The following is a 21,946-nucleotide window of genomic DNA, read 5'->3' on the forward strand; positions in this document are numbered from 1 at the left end:
CCTAATCCTCCGTATGTTCAGTAGTTGCAAGTTCCCATAGCTGAAAAGTGAGGTAGCTACGCCATGGCGCTGAATGCTCAGACTCGAGGTTGAGCTTGGCTAATTGTTTAGCAACAATGAGATCGGTTTCGAGCAGCAGATCAGGTTCTGATAGGCCGCGCAACCGCACATAGTTCACTGTCCATGGCCCAATACCTTTAATCGCCAACAATTGCTCTGGTGTGGGATGCTGATTTTCGCAAAAACACTCTACAAAGGCCTTAAATGCCGCTTTTCGCGTGTTCGGCATTCGCAGTATGTCTGGATCCAACGTCAACATTTGCTGCGGTGTTGGAAAAGTGGCTGGTTTTTCACTAGCGTCTTCATTGTGTACATGCGTAACGATACGCTGTAGCTGATTGATCGCACCTGTAACACTAATTTGCTGGCCAATAATAGCGCGACAACCGGCCTCAAACGGTGTCCATACACCGGGTAGACGAAGACCAGGAGTGAGGCTCTCGTCGGGCATTCCACATGCTTGCAAGCGCTCGGCGATCGCCAAAGAGTCGCAATCGAGATCCAATACACGCCGAATATTGGCAATGATACTCATCAATTGGCTTACGTCGGGCAGCGAAATAGTAACGTCAAAGGCATTTTTCTCCGCGTTATGCACAGCCTTAAAATGTCCGGCAACGGATTGACCAGCGACTTGAAAGCTGCGCGCGTAACTATTTTCAGTCACTTGTTCTACCGGTGAGATTGCGCGACGCGATAAAAAATCCCGTAGCCCCGGCCAATAATAGGGCGGGCGATAGTGTAAGCGCACTTGTATACTGTCGCTCTTTACTTCCACAGTTTGTTTACGCAGCTGTGATGGGGTTAATTTATTTACCTGTTGCATGTGCTGTTGCAAACTTCGGCTGGAACTAAATCCGGCGGCTTGCGCGACTGATTCAATACTCAACGTTGTTTGATGTAATAACTGTTTGGCCACCAGTAACTGCGAATACAGGCGATAGCGTTTTGGACTAATCCCTAAATGCTCAACCATAAGTTTGTGTAAGTAACGCTCACCAATCCCTAAACGCTCAGCGATAGTGGCCACGCTTTGATCTGGATTCTCAATTAACAAACGCGTGGCCCGGTTTACTGTGGTATTCACCCCTTGCCATGCGGGTGATCCTGGTGCACTGTCGGGACGACATCGCAGGCAGGGGCGATAACCGTGGTCCATTGACTCTTGTTGCGTCGCAAAATACTCAACGTTTTCCTCCTTAGGGGAAACCGCGGGGCAAATGGGGCGACAAAAAATACCGGTGGTTTTTACCGCAATGTAAAATAAACCATCAAAACGCGGATCACGTGCTTGTCGAGCCGCTTTTAATGTCTCTGGGGATGCTGTCAATGGCATTGCGATTATCTCGGACGGTTTAAAACTAAAATCATTGTAAGTTAAAATTTTACCCTGTATGCGAAAAAATCGGAACTGAAGAGCCGAAGCCAATTAGCCGTGTTGATCATCGCAAAAATTTGCTTTCAAGAGCCTCGGCAACGATAATCACAAACCGCCAAAAATACTCATTTAGAACACAATGCTGAAAACCTCGTTCACTTCTGTTTGCCAACAAGCTCGCCGTCTGGTGTGCGGGGTTTGTGTGAGCCTAGCGGTGATGCTGGGTTGTGCAACGAGTGTTGCGCAGGAGCCGGTGAGCGAAGTTCCCGCGTGGTTTATTAATTATCAAAACGATGTAAAGCAGCGTACAACAACATTAAATATTCCAGGCTATGCCATGTTGTTCGTGCAGCGTGGCCAAGCGCCAATTCTTGTTACTGAAGGCAAAACACATAGTGGTGGTGAGAGTGTTTCTGCAACGACGGTATTTCGTTTAGCGTCGGTATCAAAAACCTTTACCGGTGTGCTAATGGCTAAACTCGTTGCGCAGCAAGAGCTCAATTGGCAAACGCAGTTGGTGGAGCTGGTTGATCAACCCAAGTTTCGCTCACAATATACTGAAGCCCTGCAGCTCGGGCATTTAATTGGTCAGTCGAGTGGCTACATGCCGAATGCCTATGACAATCTAATTGAAGCGGACTATCCGGTGAAACGCGTGCTCAATCAATTGGCTGATCTTGAACCTTTGTGCAGTCCGGGTGATTGTTATACCTACCAAAATGCCTTGTTTGGTACCCTAGAGCACTACTTTTCAACCCAAAACACTAGCTATCACCGGCAGCTTCAAATTCATTTGTTCTCGCCGTTGGAAATGGCGCGGGCGACAGCCGGTAAGGGGGCATTAATGGCCTCTGAAAGCTGGGCAAGGCCGCATATTGCGATTGCGCGGAATCGCTGGCGTGAGGGCAGCGTAGAGAGCAATTACTATCGCTTTTCCCCGGCTGCAGGTGTCAACGCAAGTATTACTGATATGGCGATTTGGATCCAAGCTATGCTGGGTGAGCATCCCGATGTCGTTAGCCAAGCCATTATTGACGAGGTTTCTCAAGCGCGCGTACGTACCGTACGTGAAACTTACAGAAGGGGCTGGCGAGAGCATTTAGACGATGCCCACTATGGACTTGGGTGGCGAGTATATGACTTCGAGGGTTATCCACTGATTTATCACGGTGGCTGGGTTAAGGGGTATCGCGCAGATGTAAGCTTCTCACCGGAAACTGGCGCAGGCTATGTAATGTTAATGAATGCTGAAAGCAATTTGATCAACTATACCACTGCTGACTTCTGGGATATCTACTTTAGTGAGTATAGCAAGGCGATCAAGACAGCATCTGTGATCGAGGCCGCTGAAGAGCAGCAGCCTCGGTAGGCAGGTTAGTTGGTTTTCATGTAGGTGTAACCGGCTAAACAAGACTCGTAAAAGTCAGTCCAGCGCACACCCTCTCTGGGTTTCATGCCACCACTTGCAACGTGCTTATCAATTAATCGCTTCACGTCAGTTGCCATTCCTTGCGTGTTGTATTGCATCACTCCTAAGACGTCATTAACCGACGAGCCCTTAACAACCTCTTCGATATAAAAGTCTTGTGGGTCGTCATCGTAGCTGAAAATGTGCACTTCATTTAATCGGCCAAATAAGTTGTGCATGTCACCCATAACATCTTGATAAGCGCCGGTTAAGAATAGTCCCATCGGGTAAGGTTCACCCTTGTTCAGCTTATGCACCGGTAATACGTCAGAAATACCTCGTTCAATGGTAAATTGATCGATTTTGCCATCGCTGTCACAGGTGATATCGACCAAAGAGCAATTTACGGTTGGCTCTTGATCCATGCGTGTCAAAGGCACTACAGGTAACAGCTGGTCAATGGCCCAAGTATCTGCCGCCGACTGAAATACCGAGAAATTACACAAGTATTGCGACGACAAATTGTAATCGAGGTCTTGCAACTCTTCGGGGACAAACTCGATTGATCGGAAGCGCTGTTGTAACTCAACCATGATTTGCCAATACAGGGTTTCAATTTTCCCGAGTTCTTCTAGACTAAGGACCCGCAACTTAAATGCATCGACGGCTCTTTCTTTATACTCAGAAGCGTCGTTGAATAACTCTTGCAAATTGGGGTGATGGTCAATCGATAGATACAGATCGCGAATATTAGTCACAAAAATATGCTCACCGTCCGCTGGAGCAGTATCTATTTCTGCACTATTAGAACGAATTTCACCGACAATCTCCATGATCACGCAACTGTGATGCGCTGTGATTGCTCGACCACTCTCACTAACGAGAGTGGGATGAGGAACGCCTTCTAAATCACACACTTCTTTCATGCCATAAACTACGTCTGCGACGTACTCTGCCATGGTGTAATTGCGCGACGAGTCATTGGTTGATTTGCTCCCGTCATAGTCGATACCCAATCCACCACCAACATCGACGTACTGCAATGTAAAACCCATTTTGTGAAGTTCAGAGTAGATTCGACCACCTTCTGAAATGGCCTCTTTGACAGAACGAATATCGGTTAGCTGACTACCGATATGGAAATGGAGAAGCTCAAGACAGTGACCTAATCCTTCTGATTCTAAGTAACGTGCCGCTTTGATAATTTCAGTGATGGTGAGGCCGAATTTGGCGCGATCGCCACCTGAACCTTCCCATTTACCGCGCCCTTTTACCGTCATTTTTGAACGCACGCCCACGTGTGGCTCTACGCCAAGTTCCTTGGCAATCTTAACTAACAGTAGTAGTTCACTATACTTCTCTACCACGACTATCATTTTGCGACCGAGTTTAGTACCCAGCAGCGCGAGGCGCATAAACTCTTCATCCTTATAACCATTGAGAATGGTCAAAGACGACTCGTTAGTATTGTATGCCAGTACCGCAATTAACTCGGCTTTGGAGCCCGCTTCTAGTCCATAATTAAACGGCTTTCCAGCGTCGACAATCTCTTCTACGACTTCACGCATTTGATTGACTTTAACTGGATAAACGCCGTTGTACTCGCCTTGATATTCGGCTTCGGTAATCGTTTGATCAAAGGTGCGATTAAGCTGTTCAACTTGCGAGCGTAAAACATCGTGAAAGCGCACAACTACGGGCAGTTGAATACCTTCTTGTTTGATCTCATCGATGACGGCTTTGAAATCAATGCGCATCTCGGTATTTGTTGGATCCGGTGTAACTTGGACATTGCCATTGTCACCGATGTGGAAATATCCACCGCCCCAACGCGATACACCGTAGATGCGTTCTGCATCTTCTATGGTCCAATTGTTTTTTTGTTGCTCTTTCACGCAATAGCCTCAAAAAAAGCCGCACAGACGCGGACTCGTATAGTATTGAAAAGTCGTCAAGTATAGCGACTAATCTGGCGTATACCAAAACACTTCATCTAAGTTTTTATTGAATACTGCTGCGATTTTAAAAGCCACTTCAAGCGAGGGAGAATATTTGCCTTTCTCAATCGCCATTATGGTTTGCCGAGTTACGCCAACAGCCAGGGCTAACTCTTGTTGAGTCATCTCGTTAGCGAAGAATCGACACTCGCGGATCTTATTAGACAAAGCCACCGCTAAACTCCTAAACGATACTCTTTGATCATGATGACAAAACGCACCATTTCGGCAATTAATGCACTAAACAACAATATATGTATCGCAATAAACGGAATCTGTAGACTACTGTGTTCAATCATGTTGTTCCATTGCTCAACGATGAGTAAGTGGCCTGTGGCGACCATAACGCCAGTAAACAAAATGGCATAGGCCGGCTTAGTCGCAATAAGTAGTATTTGTTTATCACGTTCATCGCCCTGCTGCTCTTGGCTGCTTGGATGCGCCATCGCGAGAATGGTGTGAAATACGGCTTCGGCTATAATTACAGCGATTACAGCTGTGCCCAACATCCCCAAGGCGATATCCCGTTTAACACTCATAGCCTCAGTGCTTGAGTGCAGTGCGAATAAACCAAACGTAAAATCACCCCAAACGTAAACCAGGATCACCAGCGAAATCCACGCGCTTTTTTCTGAAAATGACATATTCATTGTTTAAGTCCCTATAGCAATAGCAAAAAACTGGATAAGTTAACTATAGCAAACACTGTGTATAAAATATTTAACAATATGTAAATAAATGTGATCAGAGCAGTTTTAATGCTAAATCGATATCTATTAGATATTTATCAAAAACAAGCACTTAACGATGGATATAGTATTAATTGCTTATTTTTAACAATTAAATAAAGCTCAAGCGATTGATTTCAAAAGAATATTTTAAGAGCAAGAAATTAAGGTAAAAAATAATTGATTATTTTTTCAGCGATGAGTTTTTTTGATTTTAACTCATAAAGGTAACTAATGAATGTTATAAAATTCAATTAAAACAATCACATGAGATGATTTCAGGGATGTGTTTTTAGTACTTTTTCAGCTGTACAAAAAATAACCGGTATTAAATTGTATACCTATGTATAACGTTGTTTATTTTGTGACCGGATGAATTCGGGTTTAATGCGCTCGTTTTCAAACACAACACAAACTTTTTGAGGAAAAAATCATGTTGAAAAATGTTCTTTCTATCGCAGTAATCGCAGCCGGTCTTGGTTTCACTAACGCAGCTTCTGCAAGCGTTGAATCAGAGTTACAAAACATTTGTTCTATCGTTCAAGCCGATGACAAAGGCCAGTTGCGTAAGAAGATGTCTAACGTAGAGAAAAACTACAGCTTGAAACTACAAGATTACTACACAGGTATTTCATGTGGTGGCAACAGCCTAATCCGTACTGCGTTCTTAGCAGGTGCAGTTGAAGCGGGTTCATTGCTGGTTAAAAAGATGCCGAAGAGCCAACTAAACAGCCCTGAAGCCGACGGCAAAACACTACGCGCGTGGGTTTCTGACAACAACCTAATGGATTCTCCAATCGCGACAGTATTAAACGACCGCATCTGATCGGATAGCGAATCATTCAAAAAAACCCGCGAAAGCGGGTTTTTTTTCACCTTCTTCCATCATCTCATGGTGTTGCGCATCAACTGGATGGGTAATCGCCAACAGCATTATAACTGCGAGCGCGAAACAACAACGCGTGAGTTTGGCTTGCATAGTAGTTTTCTCTATCAAGATGCGATGCCATACCTTAAATTATAACTGTATATAAATACAGATTTTATTTGCTAAAGCTCACTTGACCTTAGAGTATACTCTAGGGTTTATGCTATAGTTGTTGCAGATCAAGTGAGGAATGGCATGAAAATCGGTGAATTAGCAAAACGCGGTGGATTAACTGCGCATACGTTGCGGTTTTACGAAAAGAAACAATTGCTGGTGCCACAGAAATCGGCGCTAAATCAATACCGTGATTACACCGCAGATGACCTTGCAACCGCGCAGTTTATCAAGCGTTGTAAAGCGAGTGGTTTCAGTTTAGAAGACACCGCTGCACTGTTGCAAATCAAAGATGCTAAGGATGCGCACACCTGTGCAGAAGCCAAATCGATCACCCTGGCCAAGCGTGCAGATTTGCAAGCCAAAATTACCGAGCTACAACAAATGGTGGCAACTTTAGATGAACTGGCTGAGCGTTGTTGTGGTGGTGCCGAAAGCGCTGAATTTTGCAGTATTATTGCTGACCTAGAATCCCGTTTTGAGGAGTGTAACCATGACGCTCATCACTAATTTTATCGCTCTATTTGTCGAGTCAGCGCCGTATCTCTTATTGGGTATGTTTATCGCTGGAGTCATTCATCATTGGGTACCCCGCACTGCAGTTGAGAAAGTACTTGGCCAAAAAGGGTCGGTGGTTAATGCCGCATTTATCGGAGCGCCATTACCGCTATGCTCTTGCTCAGTGATCCCAGTGGCAATGGGTGTAAGGCGAAGTGGAGCTAGTAAGGCAAGTACTGCGAGTTTTTTAGTGGCAACGCCAGAAACTGGTGTTGATTCTATTGGTATCACGTACGCGTTGATGGGACCAGTAATGACTATTATACGACCGATCGCTGCCATTTCATCTGCGATAATCACAGGATTTGTTATTGCCATATGGGGCAATGAAGAAGCCTCACCTCAAACTTTACAGCCAGCTAAAAAGTGTTGTCACAGTCATGCGCAAGAAACCCCAACTTTGAGCTGGCGTGAAAAGGCTATTGGCGTTTTTACTTACGGCTTTGATAAGTTGCTGGCTGATTTTATGCGCTGGCTGTTAATCGGGTTGTTTTTCGCGGCCTTGATAGTGACGTTTGTACCGGCGAATTGGATGGCGAGTTATGGCAGTGGCCCTTTCGCGATGCTGTTAATGGTGCTCATTTCTATTCCGATGTATATCTGCGCTACGGCATCAACACCTATAGCCGTAGGTTTATTAATGGCGGGGATTTCACCGGGCGCGGCATTAGTGTTTATGTTAACGGGCCCCGCAACCAATATCGCTACATTAATGGTGATCAAAAATGAATTAGGCAAGCGCGAACTTTACCTGTATCTCATTGCGCTCATCAGTAGTGCTTTGGCCGCTGGGTTATTGGTTGATTACCTCTTTACAACGTTTGATTGGTCGCTGGCGTTGGATCACGGCGAACACTCTGACATGCAATCGTTTTTGTATAATGCTAGCGCAGTTATTTTGGCTGGACTGATGTTGCGTCAATTAGTGTCTAGTTGGTGGTCCGGTCGTTCGGCGGTATCAGCTTAATGCTAAAGCTTTTTGGATATAGACGATTAGATCGATGTTCTACACACGGTATACATAGCTGCAATTGTGGTGTTTGTGTGTGAGCCATCGATAATCACTACCAATTAATCAGAAAAAACTGAGTGAACGGTTTTTTTTTGAAAAAAAAGCGAACTATTTACTGATTCGAGCAGTAATATCAATAGTCTGATCTGACCAAGAGAAATAAACTATGAAACTACTTAACAAGAAAGCGTCTGCATTTGTTTTTACAGCAGTAGCGGCAACCGTTGTATCAGCTTACGCGACTGCAAAGCACTCTGTTAATCATATCGAACACGTGTCTGACGAGGTGATTGCACAGCAACGTGCAGCATTGGCTGCGAATACCGAAGGTAAGGGATTTGGGCCACAGTCACCCCGTGACCTAGGTACGCTTGAGGGCGAAAACAACCGTCACTTTGGGATGCAACCTGGCAGCGAGAATATGAACTTATGCAACATCCATTTCCACAAAAACGCGGAACACAAAGGTGGAGAATTTACCACTTACGCGGGGAATGGTGATGGAAAGGGCTTCTATACAGGTTATAAGTACGATGGCACCTTAACCGAAGCGCAGTTGCGTCCTGTAGCGGGTCAAGTGTGCGGCGCAAAAGGTCACCCATTGCAATCAGGTGATACCTTAGAAGTTCACTTTGTTTACACCTCAGCACAAGTTACGCCAGGTCCCACTTTAGGTGCTTGCTTGTCTGACAGCGTGATGAACCCAGGCTTGCGTGTTGAAGGTCAAGTCATCGTCTTGGCGAATGATGAAAACGCGATCGACTTCGCTGACATGGCAGCTGTGGGTATGGCGAATGGTTACCATCAAGCGGTTAATATCCCAACTGACACCGGTACACCGATCACTTATTGGGGGTCTACTACAGGTCCTTCATACAATGAAAAGGCTTCACCGTTGCACGTGACGTGGAGCGTACGCCCTGAAGTCGCTGTTGTGGATATCAACAGTGTCGGTAAGTGGTGTGAAGATAATCAGTTTGACGAAGATCACGCCCATGGCGTAAGAAATTTAGTCGTCAATCCAAACTTAATCTCTGATATCAATCAGTAAAGTTGCTTTTCCAGTCGTTAAAGCGCACCCATGGGGGGCGCTTTTTTATTATAAAGCAGCAGCTTAAGTTCTTGGTTTATCGCTGTTTAGTGCTAAGCTCTACATAATGGCATTCAATAAGCAGTGTTATGGATTTTGAATTTCTGCATCAAAAATTCTTTGATACCTACAAAAAGCGCTACGTAGCGATAATTTCGGGTTGGCAAGATATCCGTAAATCACAGGACCTCGGAAAACTCGATAGCCTCAAGTTTGAGGTGCATTCGTTAAAAGGTGAATCGGGTGCTTTGGGGTTTACCGATTTGTTTGCACTGGTTACTGAACTTGATCATCGTCTTAGGCAGATTACTCAAGACGGTTTTTCCGCGTCTCTGATTGCTGACGTTGATGGCTTTCTCAATCAGTTCATTGCTGCGCATAAAAAGTCGCCAAATCCACTGTTAGTCCACCCAAATAAATTAACTGCGCAAGCGCCTGAGCCTACGGAGCCCGCTGCTGCGACTCCGGTGCCACCGAAGATGCCAATGGACCGCACAGCGGATCAAATACTAATTGCGTTGGTGGATGACGATTTCGCGACATCAGCGGCCACTATTAAATCATTGGAATCTTTCGGCTTTGTTTGTGTTCACTATACGTCGATTACTAAATGCAAGCAGGCAATGGAAGAGAAACACTTCCATCTAGTGCTCCTCGATGTTGTGATGCCGGATGCGACCGAGGACGATGTATTCGCTTTTACGCGTGAGTGCGTTGCAGATGGCATCCGCGTTATCTGCATGTCCGCCAAGGACCAGTTATCTACACGGCTGCAAGCTGTGCGCTCAGGTGTTTCGGATTACGCCATGAAACCCATTAACATTAACAACCTGGTGTATAAAATAAAGCAAGCTTGTGCGTTAGACGTTGAACGGCCATTCCGTATTGTGCTCCTGGACGATCAAGCTACTATCGGTGAGTATTTTGAAGGACTGGCTAAAAGCAAAGGGTTTGAACTGATTGCCTACAGTAGTGCGCCTGAATTTATTGCTAATTTGGAAGTCAGCATTCCAGATATTTTTCTATTAGATATAAACATGCCCGAGGTCAATGGTTACGAAGTTGCACGGATTTTGCGGCATGAGGCTCGTTTCGAATATGTACCCATTGTATTTTTAAGTGCTGATGATTCACCCGCGGCTAAACTGGATGTCTTATCGGCCGGTGGTGAGGATGTTATTTCCAAGTCAGATTCACCTGAGCACATTTTCAAACAGATTGAATATCGTATTACCCGCGGCCAGCATGTGCGAGCGATGGCGGTAAAAGACGGCTTAACAGGCTTACTTAACCACGGTCAGTTAATGGAGTCGTTGTCTGGATTTAGGCGATTAGCTGAGCGCTTGAAAACGCATTACGCCATCGCCTTGCTTGACCTCGATAATTTTAAATCAGTGAATGACAATTACGGTCACGGCGTCGGCGATAGTGTTTTGGTTGGTCTATCTCATCTGATTAAGCGTTTAGTAAGAGAGAGCGACATTGTTGGCCGCTATGGTGGCGAGGAGTTCTTAATTGCTTTTCAAGATGTTAATGATACTGACGGGATCATTGGCAAACTGGATACAATTCGCGAAGCCTTCACAGCAATAGAGTTTGATACCAGCGATGGTAAGATTTCTTCCTCGTTTAGTTGTGGAGTGGCACTTAGTAGAGGTGGTGAATCCATCAGTAACTTGATAAATCGTGCCGATGAAGCCATGTATGCGGCGAAAAAGGCGGGCAAAAACAGAGTATTACTGGCTGAATAAAGGACTACTTTAATGACTTCAGTCGAGCCCACTGATACAAGGCTGAGCTGATATCGGCTAAGTCTTTCTGTTGTGAGGCGGCACCAATGCGAACGGCTTCTTTAGGCATACCGTAAATGAGACAACTGGCTTCAGATTGTGCGATAGTTTCTCCACCGGCCTGCTTCATTTGGGCCAATCCTTGCGCACCGTCTTTACCCATGCCAGTTAATAGTACGCCAGCGGCCCTTCTACCAGCAATTTGTGCCACACTGTTAAACATAACATCGATAGAAGGTCGATGATTGTTTACTTTGTCGGTTTGACTGAGTTTGATTTTATAACCGTCATTAGTGTCTTGTATTTCTAAGTGGTAGTCGCCTGGCGCGATATACACATGTCCTTGCTTGATGGGTTGCCCTTGTGTTGCCTCGACTACTGTGAGTTGGCAGAGGCTGTTCAAACGCTGTGCAAACGATTGTGTAAAACCTTTAGGCATATGCTGGCTAACAACCACTGCGGGAAAGCTCTTTGGCAGTTCCATCAATATATGTCGGATAGCTTCAGTTCCGCCAGTACTGGCACCAATAGCGACAAGAGACAAATTACTCACTTCACTCACATTACGCACGGTCTGAGTGCTGGTAGGCATTATGTCTAGTTTAGCTTGTGAAGCGAGCAGAATTTTGTCGGTTAACTCTTGCTCAAACTCCTTCACTTTGTTGGCGATATCAAGTTTTGGCTTAGGTAAAAAATCAACGGCGCCCAATGCAAGGGCTTCCATAGTGGCTAACGCACCCTGTTCGGTCAGTGATGAAAACATAACCACGGGGGTTGGCCGAGCTTTCATGAGTCTGTCTAAGAAGACCAAACCGTTGACCTCGGGCATCTCCACATCCAGCGTTATAACATCAGGTTTTAGCTCATTGACCATGCGCTTTGCAATAAATGCATTCGCTGCGGCACCAACTAAGGTTAACAGCGGATGATTATCTATCATCTCACTCAACAGAGCCCGAACAAGTGCAGAATCATCAACGACCAATACTGTAATCATCGTAGTATCCTAAAACAGATCGACGTCGCCAGATTGCGGCTTTTGCTTGATCTTCATGCGGTATTCACTTTCGCGATCAATAATGGTGGTGTTATTCAATGACTTGATTTTCCTGACTTTCACTTCGCCGGTTTCAGTAAAGAAATAGATCTTACGCGGAAAGTCTCCTAAAACGTCTTCGGCGATTATTGGAATGTGTTCGGTTCGCAAATACTGTAAGACAAAATTCGCATTAAGTTGGCCAATATTGGCCATCGTGATTCCCTTCAATACGTTTCCACCGCCAAAGACTTTAGCCTCGAGCTGTGATTTTCGCGCGCCTAATTTTAGTAACTCATTGATCAATAATTCCATCGCGTACACGCCGTAGCGAGCAGACTCTGACATTAGGTCATGTGCAATGCCTTCATCAGTGCCACTGGGTAATAGAAAATGATTTAGGCCGCAGATGTTGGCAACTGGGTCGCGCAAGCATACCGAAACGCAAGACCCCAATACTGTTACAATTATGCCTTTCTCTCGAGTCGCGTAGAACTCACCAGGTAAAATCTTAATCGCTTCCTGTTGGAAGTGCCGATCGTAATAACGGGTAGGATGCAGGTTAGGCATTAGTACTCCTGCGAATAGTTTCGTATACCGTTTTACCCCTTGGCTTGAGCCAATGATTGAGATGACTGAAATTTTCGGAGTGCCCTGCGAAATATAAGCCGCCAGGTTTAAGCACATGGCAGAACTTTTCAACTAATTGCGCTTGTGTAGTACGGTCGAAATAAATCATTACATTACGACAAAAAATCGCATCCAGAGGTGCATTCACTTGCCAGCTAGTTGCGAGTAAATTTTGCTGGAAAAAGGTAATGCTCTGCTGTAACTGTGGGCTCACTCGAACTAACCCTGACCGTGCCCCCTTGCCCTTCAAGAAGAATTGACGCTTGCGACTTAGGCTTAAATTTTCAATCGCCTTGCGCGCATAGATACCCCGTTGTGCAGTTTCAAGTACACCACTGTCTATATCTGACGCTAACAGCGTTATGTTGTTGTTCATGTCACCACGAGCTTCGGCACACGCCATGGCGATGGAGTAGGCTTCTTCGCCGCTACTGCAGGCAGTGCACCAAACGGTTAATGGTTGAGGGTTCTCCCGGACGTATTGCTTGAGAATATCAAAGTGATGCTCTTCGCGAAAAAACGAGGTTAAGTTTGTGGTCAAGGCATTCACAAAGGCTTCTTTTTCCTCTGTGTGATTGTCCAAATAGTGTAAATATTGTTTGAACGATTTCAGCTCGAGTGCACGAATACGTCGAGATAGCCTACTATATACCATCGAGTCTTTTGAATCAGACAGATGGATGCCGGCCATCGCTTTAAGGCGGCTACAAATTGCGGTAAAGTCACTGCGCGTGAAAGCAAACTCTTTGGCTCGCTCAGCTTTATTTATCAAAAACTTTCCCACTCATCGTCGTCGACCGTTTTGGGCAATGCTCTATTGGATTTATACAGGCGCTTTTCGGGCGTAAAGCTTCCTAGTGCTTTCGGCGCTTCGAATGACCGAGTGTAGGCATCGGCTATAACGAATGATTGCACGCGAGAAACTAAGTGTTCTGCTTGACTGTTCATACTTTCAGCTGCTGCCGCCGCCTCTTCCACCAAGGCGGCATTTTGCTGCGTCATATCATCCATCTGAGCAATGGCTTCGTTAATTGCCTCGATTCCGGATGCTTGTTGAACCGATGCTGAGGCAATTTCTGCCATTATGTCATTTACATTGGTGACAGCATCAACAATATGCTGCATAGTTTCACCGGATTGGTTGACCAAAACATTGCCGCTTTCTACCTTGCTGACGGAATCTGAGATAAGCGCTTTGATATCTTTGGCGGCATTTGCTGAGCGTTGGGCCAAGGTTCTGACTTCGGCGGCAACCACAGCAAAACCACGTCCTTGCTCACCCGCGCGCGCGGCTTCGACAGCCGCATTCAATGCTAGAATATTCGTTTGGAAAGCGATCCCATCTATTACGCCAATAATGTCGGCTATCTTGGATGCGGATGCGTGAATTTCCGTCATCGTAGCGACGACTTTCTCAATCAATTTACCGCCTTCACCAGCAACTTGCGCGGCATTTGATGCCAAATTGTTGGCCTGTTTAGCGTTGTTGGCATTAAGTTGCACGGTGCTGGTCATTTCTTCCATGCTTGATGCCGTTTCTTCCAGGTTCGCAGCTTGTTGCTCAGTACGTGTGGACAAATCGGCATTGCCTTTGGCAATTTCACCTGAGGCACTAGTGATAGTTTCTGCGGCTTCGCGAATTTCAGCTATCACTTCGGCAAGATTACTGGCTGTTGTATTACAATATTCCTTCATTTCGCCAAACGTCCCATCAAAATCGCTTTCTATGCGCGTGGTCAGATCTTGCTTCGCTATCGACTGCAGAACAACGGTGATCTGTTGTAATCCTTGCTCTGTCACGTCCATTAATTGATTGAGGTTTTCTGCCAATGCTAGGTAGAAGCCGGTTTTACCATCGGTACTCGCTCTTACTGAGAAATTACCCGCGACTGCACCACTGACCAATTCGCCGATCTCTCGCTCGGCTAACACTTCTTTAGTTCGGTCAACCCACTCGACACAAGCGCCTAGGCGCTCCCCATTTTCGGACTTAATAGGACTGGCAATCAAACGATAATGGCGGCCGCCTACTGCAATTTGCGTCACATATTGAGAATCCAGATGCGATAGTATATGGGCTTGATGGCTAGGATCCTTGTGGAAGTCATCGATATTGGAGCCCAGTAAATCATGGGCTCTAAAATTAGGTAAATCCTTGCGTAAATCGTGTTCAGCTTCACTAAATAAATCTCTGACCGCTTGATTGAGATAAATGATATTGCGGTCGTTATCAGCGAGCATAAAACAAGAAGAACTGTTGTCTAATGCCTGGCGCACACGAATGGCTTCTAGTGATTGTTTGGAATATGCCTTAAGTTCATTGGTCAATGTTTCGACACTTTCCTGGATTATGCCAATTTCATCGTCACGACGGTATTTAAACCTTACCGAGTAATCATTCACTGCAAGCTTACTCAACGCTTTGGTAACATGATTGATACCGCGGGTTATCGAGAGGTTAACCAGGACAAATATACCGCTGGCCAATAGCAATAATATGACAATTGTTACCCATTTGACGGTTTGCTGCTGAGATACTTCTCGGTTATATGAAATCAGCAAATCTTCGAGCAGTGTGACATAGGTCGCTTGTTTACTGTACAACAAATCGATTTCTTCTGTGAACGCATTAAAAAATTGTCCTGATGGATAATCTAATGCATCAGCGGTAAGTATCTGCAGCTCTAGCAGACTCAACGATTGAGTCAGTGCACTGTTAAAAGTCGTGGCGTCATTTATCAAGGCTTGTAGCGCCGGTTCACGACTGGTTTCGGCGGCATAGCGCAGATTGCGCAGAAATTCTTGGTTTACCGCTCGGGCATTATTTTGCAAACCTTCAAGCCGCGCACGGGTGCTCGGTTCTAAGGTCTGTCGCGTTAAAACGCCAGCGCCCATTCCTCTGATTTTACCCAAAGTGTCGGTTAGCATGGGCAGCGCATCAAAATTGGCTCTGACTAAGTGATAGGCACTATCAGACGGCGCGTAAATAAGTTTAAAATTGCGCATAACTACTGCGGCCACTTCGCCGATATCGTCAATGAGTTGAGAGTGGCGATTAAATATCGCGGTAGGCTGACCCACTTTATTGATGGCGTTGTCTTTTAATGTCACCCATGTCGTATAGTGCTGCTGGATCAGTAAACGAGCGGTATCTGCGTGAGGGTTGTTTTCAAGCACATTTAGCAAATTTCGAAAGGCTGTATCAACATTATCAGCGGCACTGAGAACAGCGCTACGCGCCGATTCATCCCCGCCCAGCCAGCGGGCAGATGTTCCCCGGTGAACCGCAATAACTTTACGGAGTAACACCGTTTGCTGTGCAATCGGCGTTCCTTGAATACTAAGTTCAGAGAGTTGGACGCTGGCGCTGTTCTGATGTTGCAGGTAGTAACTCGGCACGGCTACGGCTATTAAAGTCATTACAGCGAAAATGATCAATTTCGCGCGAATACTTATTTTATCCGCGTATGGCATTAACTTCATCCGTTTGCTCCCCCTTTCGGTGCTTGCTGCTCGAAGAGTTGTAACTCTTCGCTTGTAATAAGCGCTTCGATATTCACCAGAATGACCATATCGTCATCGATGGTCACCAAACCATGTAAAAACCGGCTATCAAATGCTACACCGAATTCAGGCGGTGGCTTGATATTCTGCTGATGTACTTTTATCACGTCACTGACTTCGTCAACCACAATGCCAACAATGCGGTCGGCTATATTAAGCATTATTACAATCGTAAATTCATTATACGTTGGCTCACCGACATTAAACTTGATACGTAAATCGACCACTGGAACGATATCGCCACGTAAGTTTAACACCCCTTTAATAAACGTTGGCGCATTCGCCACCTTAGTAACTGGGTCATAGCCGCGGATTTCCTTAACCGTCATAATATCGAGTGCATAGGTTTCTGCACCAATGACGAAAGTTAGGAATTCCAACTGTTGATCGTTATTGATTGGATTAGGCGTATTGTTATCAGTCATCAACTTCCTCGGGTGATTCAACATTTGCGGCTTTCGTTGCCAAGGTTTCAATATCGAGGATCATTGCAACACTGCCATCCCCCATAATCGTAGCGCCCGCGAATTGCTCTATCCGTCGATAATGCTGCTCAAGTGATTTTATAACCACCTGTTGTTGACCGGCTAAGGCATCAACCAGCAGAGCAAAGCGGCGTTGGCTTGATTCAATGAGCACGAGTATGGCAGCTTCTGGTGCAGGCACCATATTCTGTAATCCTAATTCAGAGTGTAGGTCAACAATTGGCCAATAATCACCCCGGATAGAAAGCAGTCGGTCATTGCCTATGGTTTTAATTTGGTCAGCAGACGGCTGCATAGTTTCAACGATATTGAGCAAAGGTATTACAAACGTTTGGTCACCGACTGTAACGCACATGCTATCTAGGATAGCCAATGTCAGTGGTAGTCGAATCGTTGTTTTAGAGCCTTGACCGGGTGTCGATTGAATATCAATGGTGCCTTTAATATCTTCGATATTGCGTTTCACAACATCCATGCCGACCCCGCGGCCGGATACATCAGTGACTGCATCAGCGGTCGAAAACCCCGGCGCAAATATCAGCTTCCATACATCACTATCGACTAAGTTATCGTCTTCAATCAACCCTGCTTTTATGGCTTTACTAATAATTTTCTCGCGGTCCATCCCTTTACCGTCATCTTCAATATGAATGTAGACATTGCCACTGCGCTGCTCTGCGCATAGTCGAATTAAGCCGCGCTCAGGTTTTTTAGCAGTAATTCTCGCGTCAGGCGATTCAATACCATGATCGACACTATTGCGGACTAAATGTGTGAGCGGATCGACTAATTTTTCAATCATTCCTTTGTCGATCTCGGTATCCCCCCCCTGAATTTCTAGGTCAATGTGTTTATTGAGCTTGGTGCTTAAATCTCTGATGACGCGAGGGAAGCGGTTAAATACGAAAGAAATCGGAAGCATACGCATCGATAGCACCGAATCTTGGATATCGCGCGTATTGCGCGCCAGCTCATTGATGGCGTTTTCGAGCGTCTCTGCGAGTGCCCCGTGGGCCTGTTGATTTGCCAGACGCAAAATGGACTGAGTGATCACCAATTCACCAACAAGATTAACCAAACCGTCAATCTTATTGGTATCCACGCGGATTGTACTGGCCTCTGCGGGTGGTAATGGTTGTACTTTCGCTGCAGCTTTAATCTTTGGTAAAGGTGTTGTATCTATTCCTTCGGGGGGGACTTCAATTGTCGTTGTTGTCGCTTTTTCAGCGTCCTCTAAGGGCTCAAAAAAACCAAAGCTATCCTCTTCGTCAGCCGCCAGAACGCTCTCTAAAGGCTCAAAAAAGCCAAAGCCTTGGTCATCCTCCCCAATGGTTTGTGCTCCTGGATTAGCCGCTTCAAGTTTACCAATACCTAGCTCTATCGCTCCCCAATCAATGTCACTGCCAGTTTGATAGGCGTTTAATATTTCGGTTAGATGATCGGTTGTGGATAACAGTAAATCAACAGTTGTCTTGTCCAGATGCAGTGCCTTGCTACGCGCTTTATCCAGCATGTTTTCCATGACATGAGTGAGGCCTGTTAACGCATCAAAACCGAAAATCCCACTACCACCTTTAATCGAGTGAGCGGCACGGAAAATCCCATTTAAATGCTCAGGATCTGGGTCTTCTATGTTTAAGCCGAGCAATAAGCTTTCCATATCACGCAAATGCTCTTGACTTTCTTCAAAGAACACCGAATGGAATTGACTCATATCGACTGACATAACTACTGCCTTGATTAAGAATTGAGTACTTTCGCGGATATTACCAGCAGCTTACTCGGATCGAATGGCTTGACCATCCAGCCAGTAGCTCCAGCCGCCCGTCCTTGCATTTTCATTTCGTCACTGGCTTCGGTCGTCAGCACTACAATTGGCGTGCGCTTGTAGTTATCCATTTGGCGCAGGGCGCGAATAAGCGAGAGGCCATCCATACGCGGCATATTTTGATCAGTTAAAACAAAATCATATTGGTTTGTTTGACATTTCTCGAGCGCTTCTTGACCATCTTCAGCGCTGGCCACGTCGTAACCTCCACTAGCTAGAGTGGCTTCAACCATTTGGCGAATGGATGGTGAGTCGTCAACAATAAGTATCTTATTTGGCATAGCTCTCTCGTTCGATTTTACCTTTCTGGGTTAGAATAATTCTACCTCACCAGCCGCTGTTGTTTGACTAGTAACCGGGTTTTTTTTGTTTTCGCGCAGCGCTTGAAGTGCTGTTAGTTGCGGCTGAACATCGCTAATGTTGAGCGTTTTGTGTTGCTCCAGCAAACCACTGAGTAAATTGTTATAAGTGCTTAAGGTTTCGATGGTAAAACTTAAACTCTGGCCATTGATATCGCCAAACTGCAAACTGCGCACTGCATCAGCAATATTCACTTTGATTTGATTGTCTGTAATTTGTATCAATGGGTGTGAATGCAAACTTTGCATGTGTTGCAGAGCTTTTTGCACAATGTTTTCACGCTCTTCCGCAGACGCTTGGCTACTAGGGGCGATTATCGCACTGAGCAATTTAGATTGTGTGTCGATCACCGACTGTAGCTGCACAAAATGATTAGAAAGCAATGCAATGGCTTCATTTTGAGTGGTGAGTACATGGTTTAGATCGCTAACGCACTCACGATTTATGGCTATTGATTGAGTGATGATTGCTGCCGTAGCATCAGCTGCGTCGGTGGATAGCTCAAAGAGATTGTCATTGGCAAGTGCTTTACGGTTTTGCAGCGCTAATAACAATACACTAAAAATAATCCCGCTAAGCACGCCCAGAAGCGGCGAAAAGTAAGCGCCGACAACTATGGCGATACAAATAGTGATCAGTAGCGTAAGTGATTTTGCCATTCCAACAGATATGTTTTACAAACTTTAGATTAAGCATATACCAAAATCTCGAAAGAAGATGAATTTCATTACACAAAACAACAGTTTATTTCCAATCCTAGATAACCTGGTTAATGACAGAACTGGTCGTTTAAAGCAGGCATAAAAAAACCGCGGGTTTAGGGGCCCGCGGCTTATTTGACTGCTGGGTTAGCGGTCGGCTTACATCATGCCGCCCATGCCACCCATACCGCCCATGCCGCCCATGTCAGGCATAGCCGGCGCATCGTCTTGAGGTGCATCAGTAACCATTGCTTCAGTTGTGATCATCAAGCTCGCGATTGACGCTGCGAACTGCAGTGCGGAGCGAGTTACTTTAGTTGGGTCAAGAATACCCATCTCAATCATGTCTCCGTATGTGTCATTGCCGGCGTTGTAACCGAAATTGCCTTCACCGTTCTTCACACTGTTAGTAACAACTGATGCTTCCGCGCCTGCATTTGATGCGATTTGACGCAGTGGAGCTTCCATTGCGCGAAGCGCAAGTTTGATACCGTGCGTTTGATCTTCGTTGTCGCCTTGCAAGTCAGTAATGGTTGCTGCTGCGCGCACAAGCGCTACACCACCACCGGCTACGACGCCTTCTTCAACCGCGGCACGCGTAGCATGCAATGCATCTTCAACACGCGCTTTTTTCTCTTTCATTTCAACTTCGGTAGCCGCACCCACTTTGATTACTGCTACTCCGCCAGCTAGTTTAGCAAGACGTTCTTGAAGCTTTTCTTTGTCGTAGTCAGACGTTGATTCTTCGATCTGTGCGCGAATCTGTGCACAACGACCTTGAATCGCTTCTTCTTCACCAGCACCGTCAACCACCGTTGTGTTGTCTTTACTAATAACAACGCGCTTAGCAGTACCAAGGTCTTCAAGTTGAACTTTTTCAAGCTCTAGGCCAATCTCTTCAGAGATAACTGTGCCGCCAGTTAATACTGCGATGTCTTGAAGCATCGCTTTACGACGGTCGCCGAAACCAGGCGCTTTAACAGCAGCAACTTTAACGATGCCGCGCATGTTGTTAACAACTAGTGTTGCTAGTGCTTCACCTTCAACGTCTTCAGCGATGATCATCAATGGCTTAGATGACTTAGCAACTGCTTCTAGAGTTGGTAGCAATTCGCGGATGTTTGATACTTTCTTGTCAACTAGCAAGATGTAAGGGCTGTCGAGTTCAACAGTGCCATTTTCTTGATTGTTGATGAAGTACGGAGATAGGTAACCACGGTCAAACTGCATACCTTCTACAACGTCTAATTCGTTTTGTAGTGCTTGACCTTCCTCAACGGTGATAACACCTTCTTTACCCACCTTTTCCATCGCTTCTGCGATGATCTCACCAACTTCAGAATCCGAGTTGGCCGAGATAGTACCTACTTGAGCGATAGCTTTTGTATCGGCACAAGGTACTGAGTTCGCTTTTAGCTGCTCAACTGCTGCCGCAACAGCTTTGTCGATGCCGCGCTTAAGATCCATTGGGTTCATGCCAGCCGCAACAGACTTAAGACCTTCTGTTACGATTGCTTGCGCAAGTACAGTAGCAGTTGTTGTACCGTCACCCGCTTCATCATTGGCCTTAGACGCAACTTCTTTAACCATTTGTGCGCCCATGTTTTCGAACTTGTCTTCTAGCTCGATTTCTTTCGCGACTGATACACCATCTTTAGTGATAGTTGGTGCGCCGAATGATTTGTCTAAAACAACGTTACGGCCTTTTGGACCTAGAGTCACTTTAACTGCGTTGGCTAGAATGTTTACGCCGGCTAACATTTTTACGCGGGCGTCATCACCAAAACGGACTTCTTTAGCTGCCATTTTAATTTTCCTCTAATACTTTAAATTGGTTTAAACGTCTTATTCTACGATCGCAAGAATGTCGCTTTCGCTCATGATGAGAACTTCCTCACCGTCTAATTTTTCAGTTTTTACGCCATAACCGTCATTGAAAATAACGGTATCGCCAACCTTAACGTCAAGAGGCTTAACATCGCCATTCTCTAGCACGCGGCCATTACCTACAGCGATAATTTTGCCACGGGTTGATTTTTCTGCAGCAGAGCCAGTTAAAACGATACCGCCCGCAGACTTACTTTCTTGGTCGTCGCGTTGAACGATTACGCGGTCATGTAAAGGACGAATTGCCATTTTCAAATCTCCTGAAAATTCCAAATTACTTAGTGTGTGTCCGTCATCAAGCAGTGGCCTGATGACTTAAAAATTTATTCTGCGGGGTTAAATGGGTATGCCCTTGCCAATCTCAAGGGTATTTTGCAAAAAAAGTCGAAAAA

Annotated in this window: 21 protein-coding genes; 6 read left to right on the plus strand and 15 right to left on the minus strand. The window is 45.6% G+C overall.

The annotated features are described in order from the left end of the window. Position 1: 1 nt before the first annotated feature. Complete coding sequence (locus tag QTP81_RS16330; RefSeq protein ID WP_289366962.1) at positions 2–1,396, minus strand: DNA-3-methyladenine glycosylase 2 family protein; 1,395 nt, start codon at positions 1,394–1,396, stop codon at positions 2–4. A gap of 181 nt (positions 1,397–1,577) precedes the next feature. Here QTP81_RS16330 and QTP81_RS16335 point away from each other — a divergent pair, with 181 nt between their 5' ends. After that, on the plus strand, positions 1,578–2,807 hold the full coding sequence (locus QTP81_RS16335; RefSeq protein ID WP_289366963.1) for a serine hydrolase domain-containing protein: 1,230 nt from the start codon (positions 1,578–1,580) through the stop codon (positions 2,805–2,807). Between the two features lie 5 nt (positions 2,808–2,812). Here QTP81_RS16335 and speA read toward each other — a convergent pair whose 3' ends face one another. The 3 genes from speA to QTP81_RS16350 form a co-directional block, all read right to left on the minus strand. Next, positions 2,813–4,741, minus strand: coding sequence for a biosynthetic arginine decarboxylase (gene speA, locus QTP81_RS16340; RefSeq protein ID WP_289366964.1), 1,929 nt, complete (start codon positions 4,739–4,741; stop codon positions 2,813–2,815). 69 nt (positions 4,742–4,810) lie between these two features. Continuing rightward, positions 4,811–5,017 carry a helix-turn-helix transcriptional regulator gene (locus QTP81_RS16345; protein ID WP_289366965.1) on the minus strand — a complete coding sequence of 69 codons (207 nt, stop codon included), beginning with the start codon at positions 5,015–5,017 and terminating at the stop codon, positions 4,811–4,813. A gap of 2 nt (positions 5,018–5,019) precedes the next feature. Further along, positions 5,020–5,493: a hypothetical protein gene (locus tag QTP81_RS16350; protein WP_289366967.1), complete on the minus strand. Its 474-nt coding sequence runs from the start codon at positions 5,491–5,493 to the stop codon at positions 5,020–5,022. 511 nt (positions 5,494–6,004) lie between these two features. On the opposite strand from QTP81_RS16350, the gene QTP81_RS16355 reads away from it, so the two are divergent. Then, the gene (locus tag QTP81_RS16355; RefSeq protein ID WP_289366969.1) at positions 6,005–6,397 is read left to right on the plus strand and encodes a DUF3718 domain-containing protein; all 393 of its coding nucleotides are present in this window, start codon (positions 6,005–6,007) and stop codon (positions 6,395–6,397) included. 12 nt (positions 6,398–6,409) lie between these two features. Here QTP81_RS16355 and QTP81_RS16360 read toward each other — a convergent pair whose 3' ends face one another. Further along, positions 6,410–6,550 carry a hypothetical protein gene (locus QTP81_RS16360; RefSeq protein ID WP_289366970.1) on the minus strand — a complete coding sequence of 47 codons (141 nt, stop codon included), beginning with the start codon at positions 6,548–6,550 and terminating at the stop codon, positions 6,410–6,412. A gap of 144 nt (positions 6,551–6,694) precedes the next feature. Between QTP81_RS16360 and QTP81_RS16365 the strand changes: the two genes are divergently transcribed. The 4 genes from QTP81_RS16365 to QTP81_RS16380 all read left to right on the plus strand — a co-directional run bounded on the left by QTP81_RS16365 (position 6,695) and on the right by QTP81_RS16380 (position 11,024). After that, complete coding sequence (locus QTP81_RS16365) at positions 6,695–7,123, plus strand: MerR family transcriptional regulator (protein WP_289366972.1); 429 nt, start codon at positions 6,695–6,697, stop codon at positions 7,121–7,123. Beyond that, entirely contained in the window at positions 7,107–8,138 is a 1,032-nt protein-coding gene (locus QTP81_RS16370; RefSeq protein WP_289366973.1) for an SO_0444 family Cu/Zn efflux transporter, read from the plus strand. The genes QTP81_RS16365 and QTP81_RS16370 overlap by 17 nt, the downstream gene beginning before the upstream one ends. Before the next feature lie 211 nt (positions 8,139–8,349). After that, entirely contained in the window at positions 8,350–9,234 is an 885-nt protein-coding gene (locus QTP81_RS16375) for a delta-class carbonic anhydrase (protein WP_289366974.1), read from the plus strand. 128 nt (positions 9,235–9,362) lie between these two features. After that, on the plus strand, positions 9,363–11,024 hold the full coding sequence (locus tag QTP81_RS16380; protein WP_289366976.1) for a diguanylate cyclase: 1,662 nt from the start codon (positions 9,363–9,365) through the stop codon (positions 11,022–11,024). Between the two features lie 4 nt (positions 11,025–11,028). Here the strand turns inward: QTP81_RS16380 and QTP81_RS16385 are convergent, their stop codons facing one another. The 10 genes from QTP81_RS16385 to QTP81_RS16430 all read right to left on the minus strand — a co-directional run bounded on the left by QTP81_RS16385 (position 11,029) and on the right by QTP81_RS16430 (position 21,803). Next, positions 11,029–12,060 (minus strand): protein-glutamate methylesterase/protein-glutamine glutaminase, encoded by a 1,032-nt coding sequence (locus tag QTP81_RS16385; protein ID WP_289366979.1) that lies wholly within the window; start codon positions 12,058–12,060, stop codon positions 11,029–11,031. Positions 12,061–12,069: 9 nt separating this feature from the next. Continuing rightward, positions 12,070–12,669: a chemoreceptor glutamine deamidase CheD gene (cheD, locus tag QTP81_RS16390; protein ID WP_289366981.1), complete on the minus strand. Its 600-nt coding sequence runs from the start codon at positions 12,667–12,669 to the stop codon at positions 12,070–12,072. Next, complete coding sequence (locus QTP81_RS16395; RefSeq protein ID WP_289366983.1) at positions 12,662–13,501, minus strand: CheR family methyltransferase; 840 nt, start codon at positions 13,499–13,501, stop codon at positions 12,662–12,664. Before QTP81_RS16395 ends, cheD begins: the two co-directional genes overlap by 8 nt. Continuing rightward, positions 13,498–16,212: a methyl-accepting chemotaxis protein gene (locus QTP81_RS16400; protein ID WP_289366984.1), complete on the minus strand. Its 2,715-nt coding sequence runs from the start codon at positions 16,210–16,212 to the stop codon at positions 13,498–13,500. Before QTP81_RS16400 ends, QTP81_RS16395 begins: the two co-directional genes overlap by 4 nt. Further along, positions 16,209–16,718, minus strand: a complete 510-nt coding sequence (locus QTP81_RS16405) for a chemotaxis protein CheW (protein ID WP_289366986.1) — start codon at positions 16,716–16,718, stop codon at positions 16,209–16,211. Before QTP81_RS16405 ends, QTP81_RS16400 begins: the two co-directional genes overlap by 4 nt. Further along, positions 16,711–18,504: a chemotaxis protein CheA gene (locus tag QTP81_RS16410; protein ID WP_289366988.1), complete on the minus strand. Its 1,794-nt coding sequence runs from the start codon at positions 18,502–18,504 to the stop codon at positions 16,711–16,713. Before QTP81_RS16410 ends, QTP81_RS16405 begins: the two co-directional genes overlap by 8 nt. A 14-nt stretch (positions 18,505–18,518) precedes the next feature. Beyond that, a complete protein-coding gene (locus QTP81_RS16415; RefSeq protein ID WP_289366989.1) occupies positions 18,519–18,887 on the minus strand; it encodes a response regulator in 369 nt (122 codons plus the stop codon). A gap of 30 nt (positions 18,888–18,917) precedes the next feature. Then, positions 18,918–19,625 (minus strand): hypothetical protein, encoded by a 708-nt coding sequence (locus QTP81_RS16420; RefSeq protein WP_289366990.1) that lies wholly within the window; start codon positions 19,623–19,625, stop codon positions 18,918–18,920. A 201-nt stretch (positions 19,626–19,826) separates the two neighbouring features. Beyond that, entirely contained in the window at positions 19,827–21,473 is a 1,647-nt protein-coding gene (groL, locus tag QTP81_RS16425) for a chaperonin GroEL (RefSeq protein WP_289366993.1), read from the minus strand. A 39-nt stretch (positions 21,474–21,512) separates the two neighbouring features. After that, a complete protein-coding gene (locus QTP81_RS16430; RefSeq protein ID WP_289366995.1) occupies positions 21,513–21,803 on the minus strand; it encodes a co-chaperone GroES in 291 nt (96 codons plus the stop codon). Positions 21,804–21,946: the final 143 nt, after the last annotated feature.

This window comes from Neoalteromonas arenosi, from assembly GCF_030362855.1.
GTDB classification, from domain to species: Bacteria; Pseudomonadota; Gammaproteobacteria; order Enterobacterales; family Alteromonadaceae; genus Alteromonas_E; species Alteromonas_E arenosi.

Bases quoted from the DNA above. Each gene is read 5' to 3' on its own strand.
- QTP81_RS16330 (WP_289366962.1), bottom strand. From the start codon at position 1,396: ATGCCATTGACAGCATCCCCAGAGACATTAAAAGCGGCTCGACAAGCA.
- QTP81_RS16335 (WP_289366963.1), top strand. From the start codon at position 1,578: ATGCTGAAAACCTCGTTCACTTCTGTTTGCCAACAAGCTCGCCGTCTG.
- QTP81_RS16350 (WP_289366967.1), bottom strand. From the start codon at position 5,493: ATGAATATGTCATTTTCAGAAAAAAGCGCGTGGATTTCGCTGGTGATC.
- QTP81_RS16355 (WP_289366969.1), top strand. From the start codon at position 6,005: ATGTTGAAAAATGTTCTTTCTATCGCAGTAATCGCAGCCGGTCTTGGT.
- QTP81_RS16360 (WP_289366970.1), bottom strand. From the start codon at position 6,550: ATGCAAGCCAAACTCACGCGTTGTTGTTTCGCGCTCGCAGTTATAATG.
- QTP81_RS16365 (WP_289366972.1), top strand. From the start codon at position 6,695: ATGAAAATCGGTGAATTAGCAAAACGCGGTGGATTAACTGCGCATACG.
- QTP81_RS16370 (WP_289366973.1), top strand. From the start codon at position 7,107: ATGACGCTCATCACTAATTTTATCGCTCTATTTGTCGAGTCAGCGCCG.
- QTP81_RS16375 (WP_289366974.1), top strand. From the start codon at position 8,350: ATGAAACTACTTAACAAGAAAGCGTCTGCATTTGTTTTTACAGCAGTA.
- QTP81_RS16380 (WP_289366976.1), top strand. From the start codon at position 9,363: ATGGATTTTGAATTTCTGCATCAAAAATTCTTTGATACCTACAAAAAG.
- QTP81_RS16385 (WP_289366979.1), bottom strand. From the start codon at position 12,060: ATGATTACAGTATTGGTCGTTGATGATTCTGCACTTGTTCGGGCTCTG.
- cheD (WP_289366981.1), bottom strand. From the start codon at position 12,669: ATGCCTAACCTGCATCCTACCCGTTATTACGATCGGCACTTCCAACAG.
- QTP81_RS16400 (WP_289366984.1), bottom strand. From the start codon at position 16,212: ATGAAGTTAATGCCATACGCGGATAAAATAAGTATTCGCGCGAAATTG.
- QTP81_RS16405 (WP_289366986.1), bottom strand. From the start codon at position 16,718: ATGACTGATAACAATACGCCTAATCCAATCAATAACGATCAACAGTTG.
- QTP81_RS16410 (WP_289366988.1), bottom strand. From the start codon at position 18,504: ATGTCAGTCGATATGAGTCAATTCCATTCGGTGTTCTTTGAAGAAAGT.
- QTP81_RS16415 (WP_289366989.1), bottom strand. From the start codon at position 18,887: ATGCCAAATAAGATACTTATTGTTGACGACTCACCATCCATTCGCCAA.
- QTP81_RS16420 (WP_289366990.1), bottom strand. From the start codon at position 19,625: ATGGCAAAATCACTTACGCTACTGATCACTATTTGTATCGCCATAGTT.
- groL (WP_289366993.1), bottom strand. From the start codon at position 21,473: ATGGCAGCTAAAGAAGTCCGTTTTGGTGATGACGCCCGCGTAAAAATG.
- QTP81_RS16430 (WP_289366995.1), bottom strand. From the start codon at position 21,803: ATGGCAATTCGTCCTTTACATGACCGCGTAATCGTTCAACGCGACGAC.